General features: G+C 66.7%; 23 protein-coding genes. 4 read left to right on the forward strand and 19 right to left on the reverse strand.

Annotated features, from left to right (window positions below; all coding sequences use genetic code 11):
• Window position 1: 1 nt before the first annotated feature.
• From trbL to trbB, 7 genes are read right to left on the reverse strand one after another with little or no spacing between them, the layout of a single operon-like run.
• Entirely contained in the window at window positions 2–1,282 is a 1,281-nt protein-coding gene (gene trbL / locus V6U71_RS12880) for a P-type conjugative transfer protein TrbL (RefSeq protein ID WP_411338845.1), read from the reverse strand.
• Window positions 1,279–1,506, reverse strand: coding sequence for a putative entry exclusion protein TrbK-alt (gene trbK-alt, locus V6U71_RS12885; protein ID WP_282950316.1), 228 nt, complete (start codon window positions 1,504–1,506; stop codon window positions 1,279–1,281). The genes trbL and trbK-alt overlap by 4 nt, the downstream gene beginning before the upstream one ends.
• Before the next feature lie 25 nt (window positions 1,507–1,531).
• A complete protein-coding gene (trbJ, locus tag V6U71_RS12890) occupies window positions 1,532–2,242 on the reverse strand; it encodes a P-type conjugative transfer protein TrbJ (protein WP_411338846.1) in 711 nt (236 codons plus the stop codon).
• Window positions 2,239–4,680 carry a conjugal transfer protein TrbE gene (gene trbE, locus V6U71_RS12895; RefSeq protein ID WP_411338847.1) on the reverse strand — a complete coding sequence of 814 codons (2,442 nt, stop codon included), beginning with the start codon at window positions 4,678–4,680 and terminating at the stop codon, window positions 2,239–2,241. Before trbE ends, trbJ begins: the two co-directional genes overlap by 4 nt.
• Entirely contained in the window at window positions 4,677–4,946 is a 270-nt protein-coding gene (locus V6U71_RS12900; protein ID WP_411338848.1) for a VirB3 family type IV secretion system protein, read from the reverse strand. Before V6U71_RS12900 ends, trbE begins: the two co-directional genes overlap by 4 nt.
• The gene (locus V6U71_RS12905; protein ID WP_411338849.1) at window positions 4,946–5,278 is read right to left on the reverse strand and encodes a TrbC/VirB2 family protein; all 333 of its coding nucleotides are present in this window, start codon (window positions 5,276–5,278) and stop codon (window positions 4,946–4,948) included. Before V6U71_RS12905 ends, V6U71_RS12900 begins: the two co-directional genes overlap by 1 nt.
• A complete protein-coding gene (gene trbB, locus V6U71_RS12910) occupies window positions 5,278–6,258 on the reverse strand; it encodes a P-type conjugative transfer ATPase TrbB (RefSeq protein ID WP_411338850.1) in 981 nt (326 codons plus the stop codon). The genes V6U71_RS12905 and trbB overlap by 1 nt, the downstream gene beginning before the upstream one ends.
• Before the next feature lie 218 nt (window positions 6,259–6,476).
• Between trbB and V6U71_RS12915 the strand changes: the two genes are divergently transcribed.
• The 4 genes from V6U71_RS12915 to V6U71_RS12930 are packed head-to-tail and all read left to right on the forward strand — an operon-like array spanning window position 6,477 to window position 8,833.
• Window positions 6,477–6,995: a helix-turn-helix transcriptional regulator gene (locus V6U71_RS12915; protein ID WP_411338851.1), complete on the forward strand. Its 519-nt coding sequence runs from the start codon at window positions 6,477–6,479 to the stop codon at window positions 6,993–6,995.
• 58 nt (window positions 6,996–7,053) lie between these two features.
• The gene (locus V6U71_RS12920) at window positions 7,054–7,383 is read left to right on the forward strand and encodes a hypothetical protein (protein WP_077029197.1); all 330 of its coding nucleotides are present in this window, start codon (window positions 7,054–7,056) and stop codon (window positions 7,381–7,383) included.
• Window positions 7,384–7,424: 41 nt separating this feature from the next.
• Window positions 7,425–7,913, forward strand: coding sequence for a hypothetical protein (locus tag V6U71_RS12925; RefSeq protein ID WP_077029196.1), 489 nt, complete (start codon window positions 7,425–7,427; stop codon window positions 7,911–7,913).
• Window positions 7,862–8,833, forward strand: coding sequence for a JAB domain-containing protein (locus V6U71_RS12930; RefSeq protein ID WP_411338852.1), 972 nt, complete (start codon window positions 7,862–7,864; stop codon window positions 8,831–8,833). The genes V6U71_RS12925 and V6U71_RS12930 overlap by 52 nt, the downstream gene beginning before the upstream one ends.
• Here the strand turns inward: V6U71_RS12930 and V6U71_RS12935 are convergent.
• The 12 genes from V6U71_RS12935 to V6U71_RS12990 all read right to left on the reverse strand — a co-directional run bounded on the left by V6U71_RS12935 (window position 8,809) and on the right by V6U71_RS12990 (window position 17,799).
• Window positions 8,809–9,240: a CopG family transcriptional regulator gene (locus tag V6U71_RS12935; protein ID WP_077029195.1), complete on the reverse strand. Its 432-nt coding sequence runs from the start codon at window positions 9,238–9,240 to the stop codon at window positions 8,809–8,811. The two genes, V6U71_RS12930 and V6U71_RS12935, sit on opposite strands and share 25 nt — an antisense overlap.
• On the reverse strand, window positions 9,237–11,225 hold the full coding sequence (locus V6U71_RS12940) for a conjugal transfer protein TraG (RefSeq protein ID WP_411338853.1): 1,989 nt from the start codon (window positions 11,223–11,225) through the stop codon (window positions 9,237–9,239). Before V6U71_RS12940 ends, V6U71_RS12935 begins: the two co-directional genes overlap by 4 nt.
• Before the next feature lie 18 nt (window positions 11,226–11,243).
• Window positions 11,244–12,986 (reverse strand): relaxase/mobilization nuclease domain-containing protein, encoded by a 1,743-nt coding sequence (locus V6U71_RS12945; protein WP_411338854.1) that lies wholly within the window; start codon window positions 12,984–12,986, stop codon window positions 11,244–11,246.
• Between the two features lie 222 nt (window positions 12,987–13,208).
• A complete protein-coding gene (locus tag V6U71_RS12950; RefSeq protein ID WP_411338855.1) occupies window positions 13,209–13,937 on the reverse strand; it encodes a lytic transglycosylase domain-containing protein in 729 nt (242 codons plus the stop codon).
• A 3-nt stretch (window positions 13,938–13,940) separates the two neighbouring features.
• Window positions 13,941–14,273 (reverse strand): DUF736 domain-containing protein, encoded by a 333-nt coding sequence (locus V6U71_RS12955; protein WP_411338856.1) that lies wholly within the window; start codon window positions 14,271–14,273, stop codon window positions 13,941–13,943.
• Window positions 14,270–14,860, reverse strand: coding sequence for a S26 family signal peptidase (locus tag V6U71_RS12960; RefSeq protein WP_411338857.1), 591 nt, complete (start codon window positions 14,858–14,860; stop codon window positions 14,270–14,272). The genes V6U71_RS12955 and V6U71_RS12960 overlap by 4 nt, the downstream gene beginning before the upstream one ends.
• Window positions 14,857–15,363, reverse strand: a complete 507-nt coding sequence (locus V6U71_RS12965) for a DUF2840 domain-containing protein (protein WP_411338858.1) — start codon at window positions 15,361–15,363, stop codon at window positions 14,857–14,859. Before V6U71_RS12965 ends, V6U71_RS12960 begins: the two co-directional genes overlap by 4 nt.
• Window positions 15,364–15,398: 35 nt before the next feature.
• Window positions 15,399–15,650 (reverse strand): helix-turn-helix transcriptional regulator, encoded by a 252-nt coding sequence (locus tag V6U71_RS12970; RefSeq protein ID WP_054727809.1) that lies wholly within the window; start codon window positions 15,648–15,650, stop codon window positions 15,399–15,401.
• A 117-nt stretch (window positions 15,651–15,767) separates the two neighbouring features.
• Window positions 15,768–16,433, reverse strand: coding sequence for a DNA -binding domain-containing protein (locus V6U71_RS12975; protein ID WP_411338859.1), 666 nt, complete (start codon window positions 16,431–16,433; stop codon window positions 15,768–15,770).
• Window positions 16,339–16,611, reverse strand: a complete 273-nt coding sequence (locus V6U71_RS12980) for a transcriptional regulator domain-containing protein (protein ID WP_368389942.1) — start codon at window positions 16,609–16,611, stop codon at window positions 16,339–16,341. Before V6U71_RS12980 ends, V6U71_RS12975 begins: the two co-directional genes overlap by 95 nt.
• 121 nt (window positions 16,612–16,732) lie before the next feature.
• Complete coding sequence (locus tag V6U71_RS12985) at window positions 16,733–17,050, reverse strand: DUF736 domain-containing protein (RefSeq protein WP_054727811.1); 318 nt, start codon at window positions 17,048–17,050, stop codon at window positions 16,733–16,735.
• A 281-nt stretch (window positions 17,051–17,331) separates the two neighbouring features.
• Entirely contained in the window at window positions 17,332–17,799 is a 468-nt protein-coding gene (locus V6U71_RS12990; protein WP_411338860.1) for a hypothetical protein, read from the reverse strand.
• Window positions 17,800–17,922: the final 123 nt, after the last annotated feature.

The raw sequence follows: 17,922 nt of genomic DNA on the forward strand, positions 1-17,922 counted from the left end.
CTCAATCCTTCTGGCTGATGTCGGGGGCTGAACCGGCGCCATGGCTGTCGCCTTGTTTCAGGGTCTGCGCGCCGATGGTGGCGCCGGAGGTGATCGCCTGGCGCCGCTTCATGGCGGCTGCCCATGCCGGCTGGCCGGAATTCTCGGCGCCAACTGCGGCAGGCGCGGTCTTGCCGGCCGGCCCCTCGGCAAAATTCTGGCGAAGCTTCGCCGCAGCCTGCCGGAGCGGCGAACCCGCGCCGCTCGCCGCGTCGCGCGCGACATTGGCCATGCCCGATCCGAAAGCCCGCATCCCCGACTTGCCCGCGGCGCCGCGGGCGTAGGAGGCCGAGGCCGATCCGGCAGCGCGCGAGGCTCCCGCCGCTCCCTTGCCGGCCATCGAAGCGGCCGCGCCGGTCGCAAGGGTCGCGCCTGCGGCACCGGCGGCGATCGTCGCTCCGGCGGCCAACGTCGTCCCCGCTGCGGCGCCAGCGCCGAGCTGCGGGCCACCGGCAACGATACCGTTGGCAACGCTCGGACCGAAGATGCCGAGGCCGAGCAGCGTGAGCGCGCCGAGCGCGATCGCCATCACCTCGCGGATATCGGGCTCGGTCCCGAGCCCAGCCTCCATGAGGCGCTCGAACAGGGTGACTCCGATGCCGGTGATCACCGCGAGGACGAGCAGCTTGATGCCCGAGGAAATGACATGGCCGAGCACCCGCTCGGCCATGAAGGCCGTGCGATTGAAGAAGGCGAAGGGCAGCAGGACGAAGCCCGCGAGTGTCACGAGCTTGAACTCCAGGATCGTGACGAAGACCTGCACCGCGAGGATGAAGAAGGCGAGGACCACGATCACCCAGGCGATCAGCAGGATCAGGATCTGGACGAAGTTGGTGAAAAGCCCGACGGGGCCGACCAGATCGGCGGTTGCTTCGAGCAACGGCTCGGCGGCATCGAGACCCGTCGCGGCGATCATGCCGGGGCGCATGAAATCGCCGATCGCCATAGCTCCGCCGCTCGCCTTCAGGCCGAGCCCGGCGAAACTCTCGAGCAGGATGACCGACAGCGCCTGGAAGTTGCCGATGATGAAGGCGAAGACGCCGATGTAGAGCGTCTTCTTGACGAGCCGCTGCAGCACATCCTCGTCGGTGCCCCATGCCCAGAACAGCGCCGCGATCGTCACGTCGATCACGATCAGCGTCGAGGAGAGGAAGCCGACCTCGCCGCCGAGCAGCCCGAAGCCGCTGTCGATATAGGTCGAGAAGACCGACAGGAAATTGTCGATAACGCCGGTGTCGTTCATTGCTCGGGCTTTCCAGAACGGAAGAAATGGCGCCGCTTCGCCTCCCAGGCCGCCTCACACTCGGGATCGGCTTCGGTCGCGGTTCGGCAGCGGCGCAGCGTGTCGCCATAATCGGGGGGTGCGTCCGCTCCGGAGATCTGGGGAGCGGACGCACGGGGCACAGGCGGGTCGAGCGCAGCGATGAGGGCAAGGGTCAGCGCAAGACCCAGGACGATTGCCGCCATCACCAGCCCGCCCGCCCGGCCCATCTCAATTGCCCTTGCGGAAGCGGCGGAAGCGTTCGCGGCCTTCGGCCTCGGCAGCAGCGGCGCGCGCGGCACCCATCATCTCGGCGCGCCCCTGCGCCGTCATGACCGCGGCAAGGTCGGCGATCTGCTGCGACTGGATCGCGAGCAGCTGATTGCCCGCCTGCGCGGCCTGGAGCGCGCCGGTCGCCGACTGGCTGGCGCCGACGATCGTCGAGATCGACGTCCGCGTCCCGCCCATGTTCGAGACGATGCCGGCCTGGACCTTCATCGCATCCTCGAAGGCGCCGACGCTGTCGTTCCAGCGCGCCTCGGCATTGGCGACGAGCGCCGACGCCGGACCCGAGAATGCCGTGCCCTTGTAGCGCTGCTCGAAGCCCTTGCGGATGTCGGCGACATCATAGGCAATCCCTTCGGCTTCGGTCAGCAGTTGCTTGGTCTGGTCGATCTGCGCCTGCAGTTCGCCGAGCGTCGACACCGGCAGGCTCTGGAGGTTGCGCGCCTCGTTGAGCAGCGAGGTTGCCTGGTTCTGGAGCTGCTTGATCTGGTTGTTAATCTGCTCGAGCGTGCGCGCTGCGGTCAGGATGTTCTGCGAATAGTTGCGCGGATCGTGGACGATACCGCCGACCTGCGCGCTCGCCGGCGCAGCGACCATCGGACCCGCAGCGGACGCGAGCAAGGCGGCGACAAGGACGCGGGCAATATATTTCTTCATTGGGAGGACTCCTGGTTGGGGGCGGCAGTGGGGGGAAGCAGCTCGGCCGCCCATTCGAGCTTGCGGTGGGAGAGCCAGGCGGCGGCGAAGCCTTCGCTGCCGTGCGCGGTGAAAAGCTCGCCGATGCGGGTCTGGTCGGTCTTCGAGGAAGCGGCCGTGAAGGCGAGCGCGATGTCGCCAAGACCCAGGTCGAAGAGGCGATTGCCGCGGCGCGACTGGCAATAATAGTCGCGCTTCGGCGTCGCCCGGCTCAATATCTCGATCTGCCGGTCGTTGAGCCCGAACCGTTCGTAGATGCGGGCGATCTGCGGCTCGAGCGCACGCTCGTTCGGCAAGAAGATGCGGGTAGGACAGCTCTCGATGATCGCCGGCGCGATGCTCGACGTCTCGATGTCGGCGAGGCTCTGTGTGGCGAAGACAACGCTGGAGTTCTTCTTACGGAGCGTTTTGAGCCATTCGCGGAGCTGCCCCGCGAATGCCGGGCTGTCGAGAACCAGCCAGCCCTCGTCGATGATGATGAGCGTCGGCGAACCGTCGAGGCGCCCGGCGATGCGGTGGAAGAGATAGGATAGCACCGCGCCCGCTGAAGCCGCGCCGACGAGACCTTCGGTTTCGAAGACCTGCACGCGCGCCTCGCCGAGCTTCTCCTCGTCGGCGTCGAGCAGCCGCCCCCAGGGACCGCCGACCAGATAGGGCGCCAGCGCCTGCTTGAGCTCGATCGACTGGAGCAGGACCGCGAGCCCGGTCAGCGTGCGCTCCGACATCGGTGCGGTTGCGAGCGAGGTCAGCGCCGACCAGAGATGCTCCTTCGCGGCCGGATCGATCTCGACGCCCTCGCCCGCGAGCATCGCGGCGAGCCATTCCGCCGCCCAGCTCCGCTCGGCCGCTTCGTCGATCCGCGCGAGAGGCTGCAGCGCCACCCCGCCTTCGCTGTCGTGCAGCGCGCCGCCGAGATCCTGCCAGTCGCCGCCCATCGCGAGTACGGCGGCGCGGATCGAGCCACCGAAGTCGAAAGCAAAGATTTGCGCTCCCGGATAGCGGCGGAACTGCATCGCCATCGTGGCGAGCAGCACCGACTTGCCGGCACCGGTCGGCCCGACGACGAGGCAATGCCCGACGTCGCCGACATGGAGGGAAAGGCGGAACGGGGTCGAGCCTTCGGTCTTGCCGTACAGCAAGGGGGCATCACCGAAATGCTCGTCCCGTTCCGCCCCCGCCCACACTGCTGAGAGGGGGATCAGGTGGGCGAGATTGAGCGTCGAAATCGGAGGCTGGCGGACATTGGCATAGACATGGCCGGGCAGGCCCCCGAGCCAGGCCTCGATCGCGTTCATGCCCTCGATCGTGCAGGTGAAGTCGCGGCCCAGGATGACCTTCTCGACGAGACGCAGTTTCTCCGCCGCAAGCGCCGGATCGGCGTCCCACACGGTCACGGTGGCCGTCACATAGGCGATGCCGGCATGATCGGCCCCGAGTTCCTGCAGCGCGACATCGGCATCGGCCGCCTTGTTCGAGGCATCGCTGTCCATCAGGACCGACTGCTCGTTGGTCATCACCTCCTTCAGGATCGCCGCGATCGACTTGCGCTTCGCGAACCATTGACGGCGGATTTTCGTCAGCAGCTTCGTGGCGTCGGTCTTGTCGAGCATGATCGCACGCGTCGACCAACGGTAGGAGAAGGCGAGCCGGTTGAGCTCGTCCAGCAGCCCCGGCCAGGTCGACGATGGAAAGCCGGTGATCGTCAGCGTCCGCAGATCCGAGGAGCCGAGCCGCGGCTCAAGCCCGCCAACGAGCGGCTGATCGGTCAGCAGCGCATCGAGATACACTGGCGTCTCGGGCACGCGAACGCACTGGCGCTTGGTCGAGACGGTCGAGTGGAGATAGGTCAGCGTCTCGCCGTCATCGAGCCATTCGGCCTCAGGCATGAAGCCTTCGACGAGGTGAAACACCCGGTTCGTGCGATCGACGAAGCTCACGACATGCTCGCGCGGGTCGACGCCCGAACGCGCCATGCCCTCATAAAGCCAGCTTTCCGCGCGCGAGGCGTCCTCGGCGGGCGGCATCCACAGGAGGGTCAGGAAATAGTGGCTCTCGAAATGCGCCCCTTCCTCCCGGAATTGCTCGCGGCGCTCCATATCGACCAGCGCCGAGGCCGGATCGGGAAACTCCGATTGCGGATAGTCGCTCGCGGGCAGGCGCTGCGCCTCGACAAACACAGCCCAGCCCGAGCCGAGGCGCCGCAGCGCATTGTTGAGCCGCGAGGTCACGGCGACGAGTTCGGCGGGCGTGGCGCTGTCGAGATCGGGACCGCGGAAGCGCGCCGTGCGCTGCAGCGATCCATCCTTGTTCAGCACCACGCCCTCGCCCACCAGCGCGACCCACGGGAGAAAATCGGCAAGGCAGGCGGATTTCGAGCGATATTCGGCGAGGTTCATCATGGCCGCATCCAGACAGGATATTTGAGGTGACGCCGGGCGACGTCGACGAAAAGCGGATCGCGGCGCGCCGCCCAGACCGAGAGCGCGTGGCCGATCGCCCAGATGGCGAGGCCCGCGATCCAGAGCCGGAGGCCGAGGCCGATCGCGCCCGCGAGCGTGCCGTTCACGATCGCGAGCGACCGCGGCGCGCCACCGAGCAGGATCGGCTCGGCGAGCGCCCGGTGAACAGGTGCGAAGAAGCCAGGCACTTCCCCTTCCCGGTCCATCAGACCAGCGCTCCGCCGCCGAAGGAGAAGAAGGAGAGGAAGAAGCTCGACGCGGCGAAGGCAATCGACAGGCCGAACACGATCTGGACCAGCCGACGGAAGCCGCCCGAGGTGTCGCCGAAAGCGAGGCTGAGCCCGGTCACGATGATGATTATCACCGCGACGATCTTGGCGACCGGCCCCTCGATGCTCTCGAGGATCGACTGAAGCGGCGCTTCCCAAGGCATCGACGAGCCTCCCGCATGGGCCGGGGCAGCGACGACGAGCGCGACGAACAGTGCGGTCGAACAGAGCATGGCGCGGCATGCGCCATGCCGGCAGGCATGGATCATCATAATTCTCCTTCGGGCTTGATGAGCGGGGTGATGCAGAACTCGCCGGTCGCAGGGTCCAGACCATCGACACGGGTGAGTTCGGAAAGGCGGCGCCCGGTACCGTCGCGTATCAGCACGGCGACAAGGTCGATCGTCTCGGCGAGCAGCGCGCGCGGGACCGTCACCACGGCCTCCTGAATAAGCTGCTCCATCCGGCGCAAAGCGCCGAGGGCGGTCCCGGCATGGATCGTGCCGATGCCGCCGGGGTGACCCGTGCCCCAAGCCTTCAGAAGCTCGAGCGCCTCTGCTCCCCGGACTTCGCCGATCGGGATGCGATCAGGCCGCAGGCGGAGCGAAGAGCGGACGAGGTCCGCGAGCGTCGCCACGCCGTCCTTCGTTCGCATCGCGACGAGATTGGGCGCGGCGCATTGAAGCTCGCGCGTATCCTCGATCAGCACGATACGATCCGAGGTCTTCGCAACTTCGGCGAGCAACGCGTTGGTGAGCGTGGTTTTTCCGGTGCCGGTACCGCCCGCCACCAGAATATTTTTCCGCTCGGACACTGCACAGCGGAGGATCTCGGCCGAGAGGTCCGACATGATACCGGCGACTGCATAATCGTGAAGGCTGAACACCGCGACGGCGGGCTTGCGGATGGCGAAGGTCGGCGCTGCCACCACCGGCGGCAACAGCCCTTCGAAGCGCTCGCCGGTCTCCGGGAGTTCGGCAGAAACGCGCGGCGAGCCCGCGTGGACCGCGGCGCCGACATGATGCGCGACGAGGCGAATAATGCGTTCGCCATCGGCCCCGGCGAGAAGGATGCCGCTGTCGGCGATGCCGATGCCCAGCCGGTCCACCCAAAGCCGACCATCGGGGTTGAGCATGATCTCGATGACCGAGGGGTCGGCCAGCCATTCGGCGATGGCGCCGCCAAGCGCGGTCCGGAGCATGCGCGCGCCGCGTGACTGCGGCTCGTTGCCGGTCGGTGCTGCGCCCATCGGAGTCCCCGTTCATTGGTCCGGGCAACGGCGCCCGGCTCGACGGGGACGAGTAAGAGACGCAGAAAAGCTCCGGCTTCAACAAGGATTTGCGAGCGTCAAACGATCGGAAAGAATGACTAGCCATTGCCTATGCAGGCCGCGCGGCTTGAAGCCGCCTTACCGCGACTCACGCCGATGAAGCTTGCGTGCGGCGCCATTTTGACAATTGTGTAAACATGAATGATTCGGGGTCGCACCCACCTTACGACGAAGCTCGATGGAACCGCCTGACAGAGAAGCAGCGCGCGTGTCTCGACCTGCTCATCGAGCACAAGACCTCGAAAGAGATCGCTCGGCTTCTCGATATTTCGAAGCACACTGTCGATCAGCGGCTAAATCTGGCGCGCGACACGCTTGGCGCGCAAGACCGGAACGAGTCCGCCTTCATCTACCGGCAGATGAAGGAGAAATACGACCGAGTGACATACGACGCGGTGGAGGTTCCGGCGACGCCGGCATTGGTGCGATCCGAGTTCCCGGACGGCGGCTCGCCCAACCTCATGGAACTGCACGACAGTTCGGCGTTGCGGGGTGGGTCATCGGGAATTCGCCCGCCGTTCAGAGGTCTTTTCAAGCGCGATCATAATTCGGCAAACCGGCTTTGGATCTATCTCGCCGGACTTGCCGCTGCGGTCTGGATTGTCCTGGGTGGTCTCGGCGTTGCTCAAGCGCTGAACCAGCTGATCCAGAACTGACCTCTCTTCAAATCGGTCCAATTGGCTGAGGCCTTGCGGCTTCGGCGAAGGAGAACCTATGTCTCAGAATATTGCCGCAATGGCGGCCCGGCTGCATCGCGACGTTCCAAACGCCGAAGGAAGTATCGACGACGCCCTGATAGCCGTGGCTTCGCTCACGACCAGCGTCGTTATGGCCCGGCGAGCGATCGGCGCGCCGGCGAAGACCGGCCAAGGAACGATCATGCGCCTGGTCGAGGCGCAGATGTCGCTCGTCAAGGTCAGCGGCAGCATTCTTCGTGCGCACAATGAACTAGCCGAGATCGGCAAGGAAACGGCCGGCTACGATCTGCGCGAATGCCCGTCCGTTGCCGGCACGGAGGTCGGTCCGCTTTCGTCGGCTGCATGAAGCGAATTGACCGAGAGCGATCCGCATGAAAAGTCACGAGAATGCGCATAGCCATTTTCGCCACGATACTGCTGATCGCTCTCGTCTATGCGGCGTGGAAGGGTGGCGGCCCGGAGCGAGCGATGGTCGGGATAGCCGTTACCATCGTGGTCTGGGATCGCTTGTTGGTCGCTTCCGGGCTGGTCTCATATTATGCGCTCGATATTGGATATCTCGCGCAAGACGCATTCGGCGCTCTCTCGACGCTAGCCTTGGCGATGATCGCGTACCGCTTCTGGACCATTCCCGCGGCGATCCTTCATGCTTTACCACTGCTCGCCCATCTGAGCCGAGCCGTGGACCTCTCCATCAGTCCTGTCGTGTATCTGACGATGCAGGTCGCATCGTCCTGGCTGGTACCACCCCTGCTCATCCTTGCAACCTGGCATCACCAGCGTCGCCTGAAGCAGTTCGGCAGCGATCCGTCCTGGCACATCTCGTGGAAATCGCAGCCCCGGGACGCGGCGCAGCAGTCGCCAACGCTCTCCTAGACGAATTCCAGTCGCTCGGCCGCCTGTGGGCACAAGAGCCCGAGGCCATAGCGGGGATCGTCGGCAGCAATTCGCTAGTGGCGTCCCTGATCCTTCACGCCCGCGACGCCGCAATCGCGGCGGCGAGTTCCGACATCCGCGGAATTCGCATCGATCCGTTCGCAGCTGAGGTCAGACGGTATCTGATCCTGTCGATGGGCAGCCTTGCCGACGAGCGCTTCCGCATCCTTTTTCTGGATTCTTCGCACCGCCTGATCGCCGACGAAGAGATGCAGCGCGGGACGATTTCCCAGATCAGCCTCTATCCGCGAACCATCTTTCGCCGTGCGCTCGAGGTGAACGCCGCCGCGATCATCCTCGTGCACAATCATCCGAGCGGCGATCCGAACCCAAGCGCGGAAGATATCGAGGTGACGCGGCGCCTCGACCAGATAGGCCGTTCGCTCGGGATCGAGGTGCTCGACCATATCGTCGTCACCGCCGCCTACGCACATCACCTCATCAATCGCGATCCGACGGCCAATCGGGATCCAGCAGCGCCTTTCACGCTCCGCAGCCCCGACAACCAGCAGACATCGGACGGCGAGGACTTGGCGCTCGCCAATGCCCGCGCAATGATGCGGAGACGGCTGCTTCGCCAGCAATTACTCGGCGCGCCCGAACTCTTCGGCGATCCGGCCTGGGAGATGTTGGTCGACCTCTTCATCCACGAATGCGAGCGAAAGCCCATCTCGGTAACCTCGCTATGCGTCACACCCAGCATTCCCATGAGCAGCGCCATTCGCCTCTGCCAGAAGCTTTGCGACGCCAACCTCATCCGGCGAAAGCCTGACCTCTACGATGGTCGCCGCGTCTTCGTCGAGCTCAACCCCGACGTGTCCCACCGCCTCCGCGCCTATTTCCTCGCCGGGTCCGATTGAGCTTCGCCGCGGCTCAATTCTGCCGCCAGCTTGGCGCCACCATCCATCCGCTTCGCGAGTGCATCGACAAATCCCTCCCACCGCCGCTTGCCGGTCGCCTGCGCCGCAGCGAGCGCGGCGTCGGGAAGCGGTGTCGTGCTGTTAAGCCAGTGCCGCACAAAGAGCGCCAGCGTCTCGTTGGTGAGGTCGGTATGCCATTCGAGGCGTTCCAAGAGCCGGCCCAAGCGGTCGAGGCGCCGGATCAGCAAGGCCTCGGCACGGTCCTGATCTTGGGGCAGCAACAAGGCGGTAAGCGCGGCCTCCACGACCTCGGTCTTGGTGGTGCCGCGCTGGCGGGCCCGATCTTCCACGCTTCGCACGAGGCCAGCGTCGAGGCGGAACGTCTGCTTGATATGGGCGCGGCTCACAGCTCGATCCCGTCACCGGGATCGAGCGAGGCATTCCGCGCCGCGCGCGACAGGCGGCGATCGGCAGCCGCGCGGGCGCGGGCTGCGTCGCCCTGTGCGTCGTCGTCGGCATAGTCGAACTCGCCTTGCATCGGACGGTTTGGCGGCGCGACATCTTCATGTGCCGGAAGCTCGGGTTCCTGCCGGATCCCGCTATTCGCCGTGTCGCTCTCGCTGTCATTCTGCTCCTTGGCTTCAGGCGCCGGCAACGCGAGGCGAACGGGAGCACCCCCTTCCCTCCGCGCCCAATCATTAGGCTTCATCGGTCCGGCCTTCCGATCGGGCGGCGCGACGACCCTGGCGCGGAACCGGGCATCGAGAAAATAGCGGGCCTTCGTCGCCCGGATCGGCGCAAGACCCGCGACCATCACGATTTCATCGTCCGGCGGGAGCTGCATCACCTCCCCGGGGGTCAGTAACGCGCGCGCGGTCTCGGTACGCGACACCATCAGGTGGCCCAGCCATGGCGAGAGCCGGTGGCCAGCATAATTCTTCATCGCCCGCTGTTCTGTGGCGGTCCCGAGTGCGTCCGAGATGCGCTTGGCGGTTCGCTCGTCGTTCGTCGCGAAACTGACGCGGACATGGCAATTGTCGAGGATCGCGTTGTTCTGGCCATAGGCCTTCTCGATCTGGTTGAGCGACTGGGCGATCAGGAAGGCCTTGATGCCGTACCCAGCCATGAAGGCGAGCGCGCTTTCGAAGAAATCGAGCCGGCCGAGCGCGGGAAATTCGTCGAGCATCAGCAACAGCCGGCGCGGTCGCGCCGCGGGATTGAGTTCCTCGGTCAGTCGCCGCCCGATCTGGTTGAGGATGAGGCGGATCAGCGGCTTGGTCCTGCTGATGTCTCCCGGCGGTACGACGAGATAGAGCGAGACCGGAACATCATCCTCCATGAGGTCGGCGATCCGCCATTCGGACGATCCGGTGACGGCCGCGATGACCGGATCGCGGTAGAGGCCAAGAAAGGACATGGCGGTCGAGAGCACGCCCGACCGCTCATTCTCGCTCTTGTTAAGAAGCTCCTGCGCCGCTGCCGCGACCACCGGGTGGACCGATGTGCCGAGGTGCTTCGTGGTCTTCATGCGCCGCAGCGTCGTCTCGATTGGGCGGCGCGGGTCCGACAGAAAAGCGGCGACGCCCGCGAGCGTCTTGTCCTCCTCGGCATAAAGGACATGGAGGATCGCACCGACGAGGAGCGCGTGGCTCGTCTTCTCCCAATGGTTTCTTTTCTCGAGGCTGCCCTCGGGATCGACGAGCACGTCGGCGACATTCTGCACGTCGCGCACCTCCCACTCGCCGCGGCGGACCTCGAAGAGCGGATTATAGGCGGCCGACGCCTTGTTGGTCGGATCGAAGAGCAGCACGCGACCATGCTTCGCGCGGAAGCCAGCGGTAAGCTCCCAATTCTCGCCCTTGATGTCATGGACGATGCAGCTGCCGGGCCATGTCAGCAGCGTCGGGATGACGAGGCCGACACCCTTCCCCGACCGCGTTGGCGCGAAACAGAGCAGATGCTCCGCGCCATCGTGCCGCAGATAGCGTTTCCCGAGCCGCCCGATGATCACCCCGTCCTCGCCGAGCATGCCGGCGGCGCGAACTTCGCGATCGCTCGCCCAGCGCGCCGACCCGTAAGTCTCGGCGCGGCGCCGCTCGCGCGCACGCCAGATCGACATGAAGATCGCGACGATGATTGACAGAAAGCCGCCCGACGCCGCGATTGCCGCGCCGCGATAGAAGACCGGCGGCGCATAGGCATCGAAGGCGAACCACCACCAGAAGAAGGCCGGCGGGGGATAGACGGGATAGCCCGATAGGTAGAACCACGGATCGCCCAGCGCCGCCTGATAGCCAAGCTCCCATGCCGTCCACTGCGTCGCGGTCCATACCGCGCCGAGGACGATAAGGAAGATGACGGTGATTTGTCCCCAGAGGATGCGGTCGTTCATGGGCTTTCTCCTGTTCGGTTAGATGCCGATCCCGCGGCCGCGGCCGAGCGACCAGTCGATGCCGCCGGTCGCAGTCGCGGTTCCGCTGATATGCTTGCCGAGGTGCGGCTCGAGCGCCGGTCGCCAGGGCACGAGCTGGAAGCCGAGCCCGTCGTCGATCATCGCGAAGCGTCCCGAGGCGAGCTGCACGCGCTCGCGGTAGATGCCGCTCACATGCTCGCCCGGTGCCGATGGCCGATGCTCCAGTCCGGTCCGCGCCACGATCGCGCCAACGGCCGCGTCCAGCTCGCTGCGGCGGAGCGTCTCGATCCGCTCGCGGGGTGACTGGCGCTCCATGTCCCGCGGCACCAATTCCTCGCGCTCGAGAAAAGTGGTGCGCGCCTTCATCGCATCCTGAACCTCACGGCCGAACCCTTGCGAGCGCATCGACCGGTCGGGCGCGGCAAGCTGCCGATCGAGCCAGGTCGCGCCGCGCGCCTCCACCTGCTCGCCGAGCGGCAGATCCGAGCGAACCGCGAGCGAGATATGGCGGGCGCCGTCGCGGCCGTCCCAGTGCCTCAGCTCGACGATCGCGCCAGGCTTTGCGTCGCCAGTCCACTCGAGGTCTGGAAAACGGATATGGTGGGTTCGGCCGTCGATCCCGTCGACGATCGCATAGGCGGAGCCCGCGAGTTCGTCGTCGAGCCCCCGCGCCACCAGACGGCCGATCACAGAACCGTCGCCCTGCTCGCCGATCGCCATGGCCGAGGGATCGAACGCGATCCCGCGCGCGGCCATCTCGCGGTGCATGGTCTTGATGATGTCGCCGCGTTCCCCGATCGCGCGAAGCCTCTCCTCGGCCGCCGGATCGACGAGATATTGGGCGGGACCGACACGCGATGCGAGCCCCAGCGCCTCGAGTTTCGCGGCGCGCCCCAGCAGGTGCCGGTCGGCTCCCGCCTCGCGCCCCGCGACCGGGCGGAGGTCAACGATTTCATTCTCGCGCGATCGCCGCGCAAGCTCGGCATCGAGGCTGGTCCAGCGCTCGGCCTCGACTTCGCGGCGCAGGGCCGCATCGACCTGACGCTCGCTCCTAGGGCCAAGCTCCAAGGTCGCGATCTCCGACGCTCGGCCGCGCACACCCTCTGCCATATAGCCCCGGTCGACGACGAGATCGCTGCCGTCGTCCGCGACCCCACGCACCAGGACATGGATGTGCGGATTGTCGGTATTCCAATGATCGACCGCGACCCAATCGAGGCGCGTGTCGACATCGACCTCGAGCTGGCGCATCAGGTCGCGCGTGTGGCTGCGCAGGTCGCCAAGCTCGGCCGCGTCCTCGGGACTGACGATGAAGCGGAAGTGATGACGATCGCCGCTACAGCGCTCAGCGAAGGCTCCGCGATCGGCCTCATCGCCGGCGGCATCGAACATCGAGGCGTCGCGTCCGTCGCGCGTCACACCGTCGCGCTCGAGATAGGCGATGTGGCGCCCGAGCGGGGCGGCACGATATCCTGCGCCGCGGTGTCGGACGATCCGCGCCATGACGGTGACGCGGCGCATCGCCGGGCCGTGCCGGATGGCGGCAAGCGCCCGGCGACCGCGCCCATGACGTCCAGTCCCGCCGCGCGAAGGCCCGGCGCGCCGGAGCCGCGTCGCGCCCGAACGCGCGGCCGCACGCCGCACCTCCGCCGCGAGCCGCTTGCCGCGACCGGCGGAGCCAGCCCCCGCGTCTTGCCCCCTTCCCGGCCTGACCCGGAAATCATGGTCGTCATCGCTCATCGGCTGATGCCAGACGGCAAGCCATTGAAAGAAAAGGCATACCCCGCCTGCGATATGGCACCGCAGGCTGTCTGCCATACGCAAAAGCCGAGGCAAAACAACCACATACCGCCAGCGAGCTGGCAGGTCTTTTATCTTGCCCTGCCCCCTTCCCCTTCCCGACCAGCCAGAACAGCCGAGCCAACAGGTTCGGGCAAGGCATCGAAGCCGAGGCGCGACAGATCATTGGTCGCAGCCGGAAAGCGGAACGAAGAGCGCCGCAGGCGCGCGAGGTGCCGCACGTCCCGCTGCATCGGCGCTGCGTCCGGATTGCAGCGGACCTGCACCGGGCTGCGCCGCCCCATCGTCGACGGGGCGTTCGGCGAACAACGATGCGCTGCGCCAGGACGGTGCCGTCAGTGTCGGCGCGGGGGCGAGCGAAGCGACGCCCGATGCGCCGATCGCCGGTGCAATCGCGGCAACATACGCAACCGTCTCGGCGGGAAGTGGGCGCCGTCCCGCCGCATAAGCATCGGCGCGGCCCGGACCCGCATTATAGGCAGCGAGCATGAGCGAGACGTTGCCATATCGGTCCCACATCATGCGCAGATAGGCTGCACCCGCATGGATGTTCGCTCGCGTGTCGAAGGGGTCTGATCCCAGTCCATATCGCGCAGTCAGCATGGCCCAGGTCGCGGGCATGATCTGCATCAACCCCATTGCCCCCGCGTGCGACACGGCGCGCGATCGGCCGCGGCTTTCGACATGCATGACACGCCATATCCATGCCTCGGGTATGGCGAACCGCTGCGAAGCCTCGCTGACATGGGGCGCATAAGGATGAGCGGCAGGCGCGGCGACAGGCTGCTCGCGCGCTGCCGCCGGAACGGCAGGCAGCGCCGTGAGCGCCAGCAATGCGGCAGCGGCGAGGCGCATGGCGCGGAAGCGCGCCGAGCGAGCCGGAGGCCGCATCGCTCAACCCTTCGCCTGCGCTGCCGGGCGCGACCACAGAAGATGATGTTCATCCTCGTTTCGCGTGGAGCGAATGAGATTGGCGCGGAGCGGCGCGGGCAAGGCCGGGTCGTCGATCTGCAGCGCGATATAGGAACCGGCGCGCTCGCCGCTGCGGTCCCAGCCCGCTCCGATCTCGATTCCATCGTCGGCCTCGACGAGCAGCACCCGCCAGCTTGGCGCGTTTTCCGCGTCGGACGGCGCAGCCGGAACGATCGCGATCATCGCGTCGAGCAGGAGAGTCCGGATCGATCCCGCATAGCCATCGCCTGCGGTCTGAAAGCTTCCGATCATCATGATGTCTGTTCCTCGTCCGGCAAGTTGGTGGAATGCCGCGCGCCGTTCCGGCGCCAGCGAAGCGGCGCGCCGGAGGCGTCGCGGGTGAGAATGGGATGCGCGGTGCCGATGACGGCGGATGCCGGGAGCGGCCCGAAATATCGGCCGTCGAGGCTGTCGGGAGACAGGCCGAGGACGAACAGCTCGCCGCGCCCCAGCCGGCGGCAACCGAGCCAGAGCGGCAGCGTTCGTCCCATGCGGTCGGCCGATCGCGCGCGCGCCGCAGGCGCGCCGTCGATTGTGACGAAGACGCCGCTGCGGCACACGAGCGCGCCGCTCGTTGCTGCGACCCGCTTCAGGAGCGGCACCCCGCGCGGCAAATAGCCGCGCTCCGAGAGCCAGGCGGAGAGCGGCGCGGGCGGCGCAATGGCGACGAGGTCGCCGCGCGCAGGCTGAGCGCCGACGTCGATGGCGTAGAGGCCGACCGGCACGCTCGCGCTCGCGTTCCAGATGAGCCGCGGCTGCGGCGCGAGGATCGCGGCCGCGCCGAACAGCCCGCAAAAGAGCGCGCCGCAGGCAGCGGTCGTGCGGAGCCACCGCCGGTTCATGGCCGGGCCTCGCCGCGGCGCAGCCACGCGGCATGGCGTTCGGCCGAGTAGGAGCGGAACGGCAGCGCGGCGGCGAGCCGCTGCCCGATATGGCGCCAGTGATCGGGCGACACGTCGCACGCATCGACGCCCGAGGCCTCGATCATGTCGATCTCGCGGCACACCGCCCGGATCAGTTCGAGGTCGGAAAGGCTGAGAAGAATTTCTCCTCCGGGTTGAACACCGGGATGGGTCGCATAGGGCGCACCGGGTATGACCGCCCTGACGATGGCAAGGCTCCAGAACACGCATCCGAGATCGCCCGCGGTGCAGCCGATCAGCCCGAAAGTCGCATGCGGACGGAACGACGCGATGCGCTTGTGCGGACCGCCGGACCGCTCGGCAGCAACCCGCCCGAAGCGGAGCTGCTGTTCGAGACGGCCCTCGATCCATGTCAACTCGACGTCGGTGAGACCGCTTGCGGGGAGCCGAACGCCGGCAGGCGGAAGGGCGGCGGCCGGCACGGGCGACGGCAAAGCCGAGGCCATTCGCGCGCGCATCAGCGGCGACCCGGGCGTAGCGGCGAGATGTCGCCAACGCCGGGATCCGACGTCGATGTCTTGCGTCCGATCGCCGCCCAGGCGTCGAGATCGGCGATCGCATAGACGACCCGGCCGCCAAGCTTGTGATAGCGCGGCCCAGTCCCGTAGCAACGATGCTTCTCGAGCGTTGCTGCCGAGAGGCTCAAGTGGACGGCCGCTTCCGGCGTCCGGAGATAGCGGGCGACGACGGGCGTGGGACGATCGGACAATGGGGCCTCCTGCCAAGTACCGGAACCCGCTTCAGGGTTCAGGAACGAGGAGGCGTTCTTGGGAAATCACGCGAAGGATTCGGAACGGACAAAGCGAAGGCCGTCGGAATGTCCCGATCAGGCTGCGCCGAGCAGCGCGTTGAATCCGCCGTCGCCCATGGCAACGGCGGCGCGCTGCCAGCGCGCAATGCGGCGGCGTTCGCTCGATGCGTCCCATTCGGCGGCGGAATAGTCGCGCGCCTCGGCGAGCAGCAGCGCCGCTGCCATGTCGCGGGCCGATGCGCCCTCGGCTATGGCGTCGAGAAGGCGAAGCCATTGGACGAGGCGCCAGTGCTCGGTCGCGCCCGGGACACTGTCCGGCGCGGGACGAGCGCCACCCGTATCGAGAAGTTCACGGTGCAGCGCCATGATCAGCGAGGCACGGAGGCCGGCCTGCCCATCGGCGGGTGTGAGATACGCCAGCCGCTCGTTCGCGCGGCAGCACCGGATCAGCAGACGATAGCGCCGTCCCCCGGCGAGCAGGACGACATGCCAGTCGCGGTACGAAAGCAACTCGGCGGCAATCTCGGGTCCGTCGACGATCTGGGCGAGGCGCAGCGCGGCAAAGCCCTTGGGCGCCGGGCGCGCGATCGTGACGAAGGCGCAGGTCTGCGGCCGCCACAGGGCGGGTGCGGCCGCGGCCGGAAGATCAGGATCGAAGGCGAAAGACCAACCCCCAGCGGCTGGCGAGCCGCCGAAAGAGCCGCGGGCGGTCGGCGCCCGGCGCCGCCGCGGCGGCGGCATAGCCGCTGCGATAGGCGGGGCTTCGGCGCAGGAATTCCTGCGCGAAGTCCGCGCGATCATATCGCTCGAATATTTTCGGAAAATATGGCGACTGCCATCCGACTGCCTGATCCATTCGCACCTCCGACCCGTTTGAGGAGAATAAACCGCCGCTTTCAGCCAATATTGCCCCGCCCATGGCGGCGTGGTTACCGGCGCATACATCATGGACTTAGCGCAAAAATATCCGAGCTACGCACGCTAAAGCCCTCAAATTGGATATAACATCGCCCGGCCGAGACCGGGCGATGGGCGCCGCATCAATTGTCGTTGCGGCGATTCTGACGGCTCCAGACCAGATCATATTCGCCCTCGTCGCCAGCGAAGAGCTGCGCGAAGATCGGGGCGATGAAGCTCGGGTCGTCGAGCTTGACCGAAAGATAGGGACGCTTGTCCTGGCTCGTCTTCGACCAGGCTGCGCCGACCTCGGCATCGCCGACGAATACGCGGTGGCTCGGGGCGTTGCCGCTGTGATTCTGCTCGGGGGTGATACGGACCGCTTGGGCCTGCACCGAAAGGGTGACGATCTCGCCCTGATATTCACCCGAGACGAGTTTGAAGCTGCCGATCTTGCTCATGACGATGTCCTTTGCTGCATGTCGGGCCGCACCAGCGCGGCCTCGATGCGCATCGACAGCCGGCACGGGAGCGCGCCGCAGCCGCCAGGCCCGGAGCGAAGCGGAGGACGGCGGGCCAAGGCTTTCTTGGCTCGCGAGGAACGGCGGAACGCCGGGGGAAGAAAGTCGCAGGCCCGCGGTTGCGGCCAGCGATCCAGCGTCAGCGGCTTGCCGGCAGATGGCGCAGATCGGAGGCCGGGCTGGTGCGAGATGCTGCGAGGCTTCGACGCGAGATCAGTCTTTCAACCGACCCGGTTGAGGAAGGAGTTCGGGCTCAAGCCGTGCCGAGCGCTCCGTCGCACGGGGGGATTCCTCTCGGCTGTCCCGAGCCCCCGCCAGGCTGCAACGGCCGCCGCGAGAGCGCCTGCAAGTCCGAGCGCCTCAAGCGTATATCCTCCGCCGATCGCGAGCCCGGCCAGCCCCTTCGCGGCCTGATAACCGGCAAAACCGGCGGGGCCGGAAAATGCCGCCGCGACGATCGCGCGATAAAAGGGCGGCAGGACAGCGCAAAGTGCCCGTCCGGCAACGAGGATGAGAACTCCGACCAGCAATCCTGCCGCGATCGATGCCGGATAGCCGAAGTCGCGGCCGATGAGGTAAATCGAGATGCCGACGCCGGCGTAAAGCGGAAGCGCCACCGCAGCCAGGCGAAACATCAGCACGGCGATATAGATGGCGGCCGCGGCGCCGAGGATGATGATGAAGGTCACGGGCGTCCTCCTGTCGGACGCGCTCTCCACCACCACCGCATCGCAATCTGCCTCGCGGGCATAGCGAAATCGCCCCGAAGGTGAAACCGGAACCGGGTCCACCCTGGAGCGAAATCCGGCGCG

Origin of the sequence: Sphingopyxis sp. J-6, from assembly GCF_046603995.1 — a bacterium.
In the GTDB taxonomy this organism is placed as follows: Bacteria; Pseudomonadota; Alphaproteobacteria; order Sphingomonadales; family Sphingomonadaceae; genus Sphingopyxis.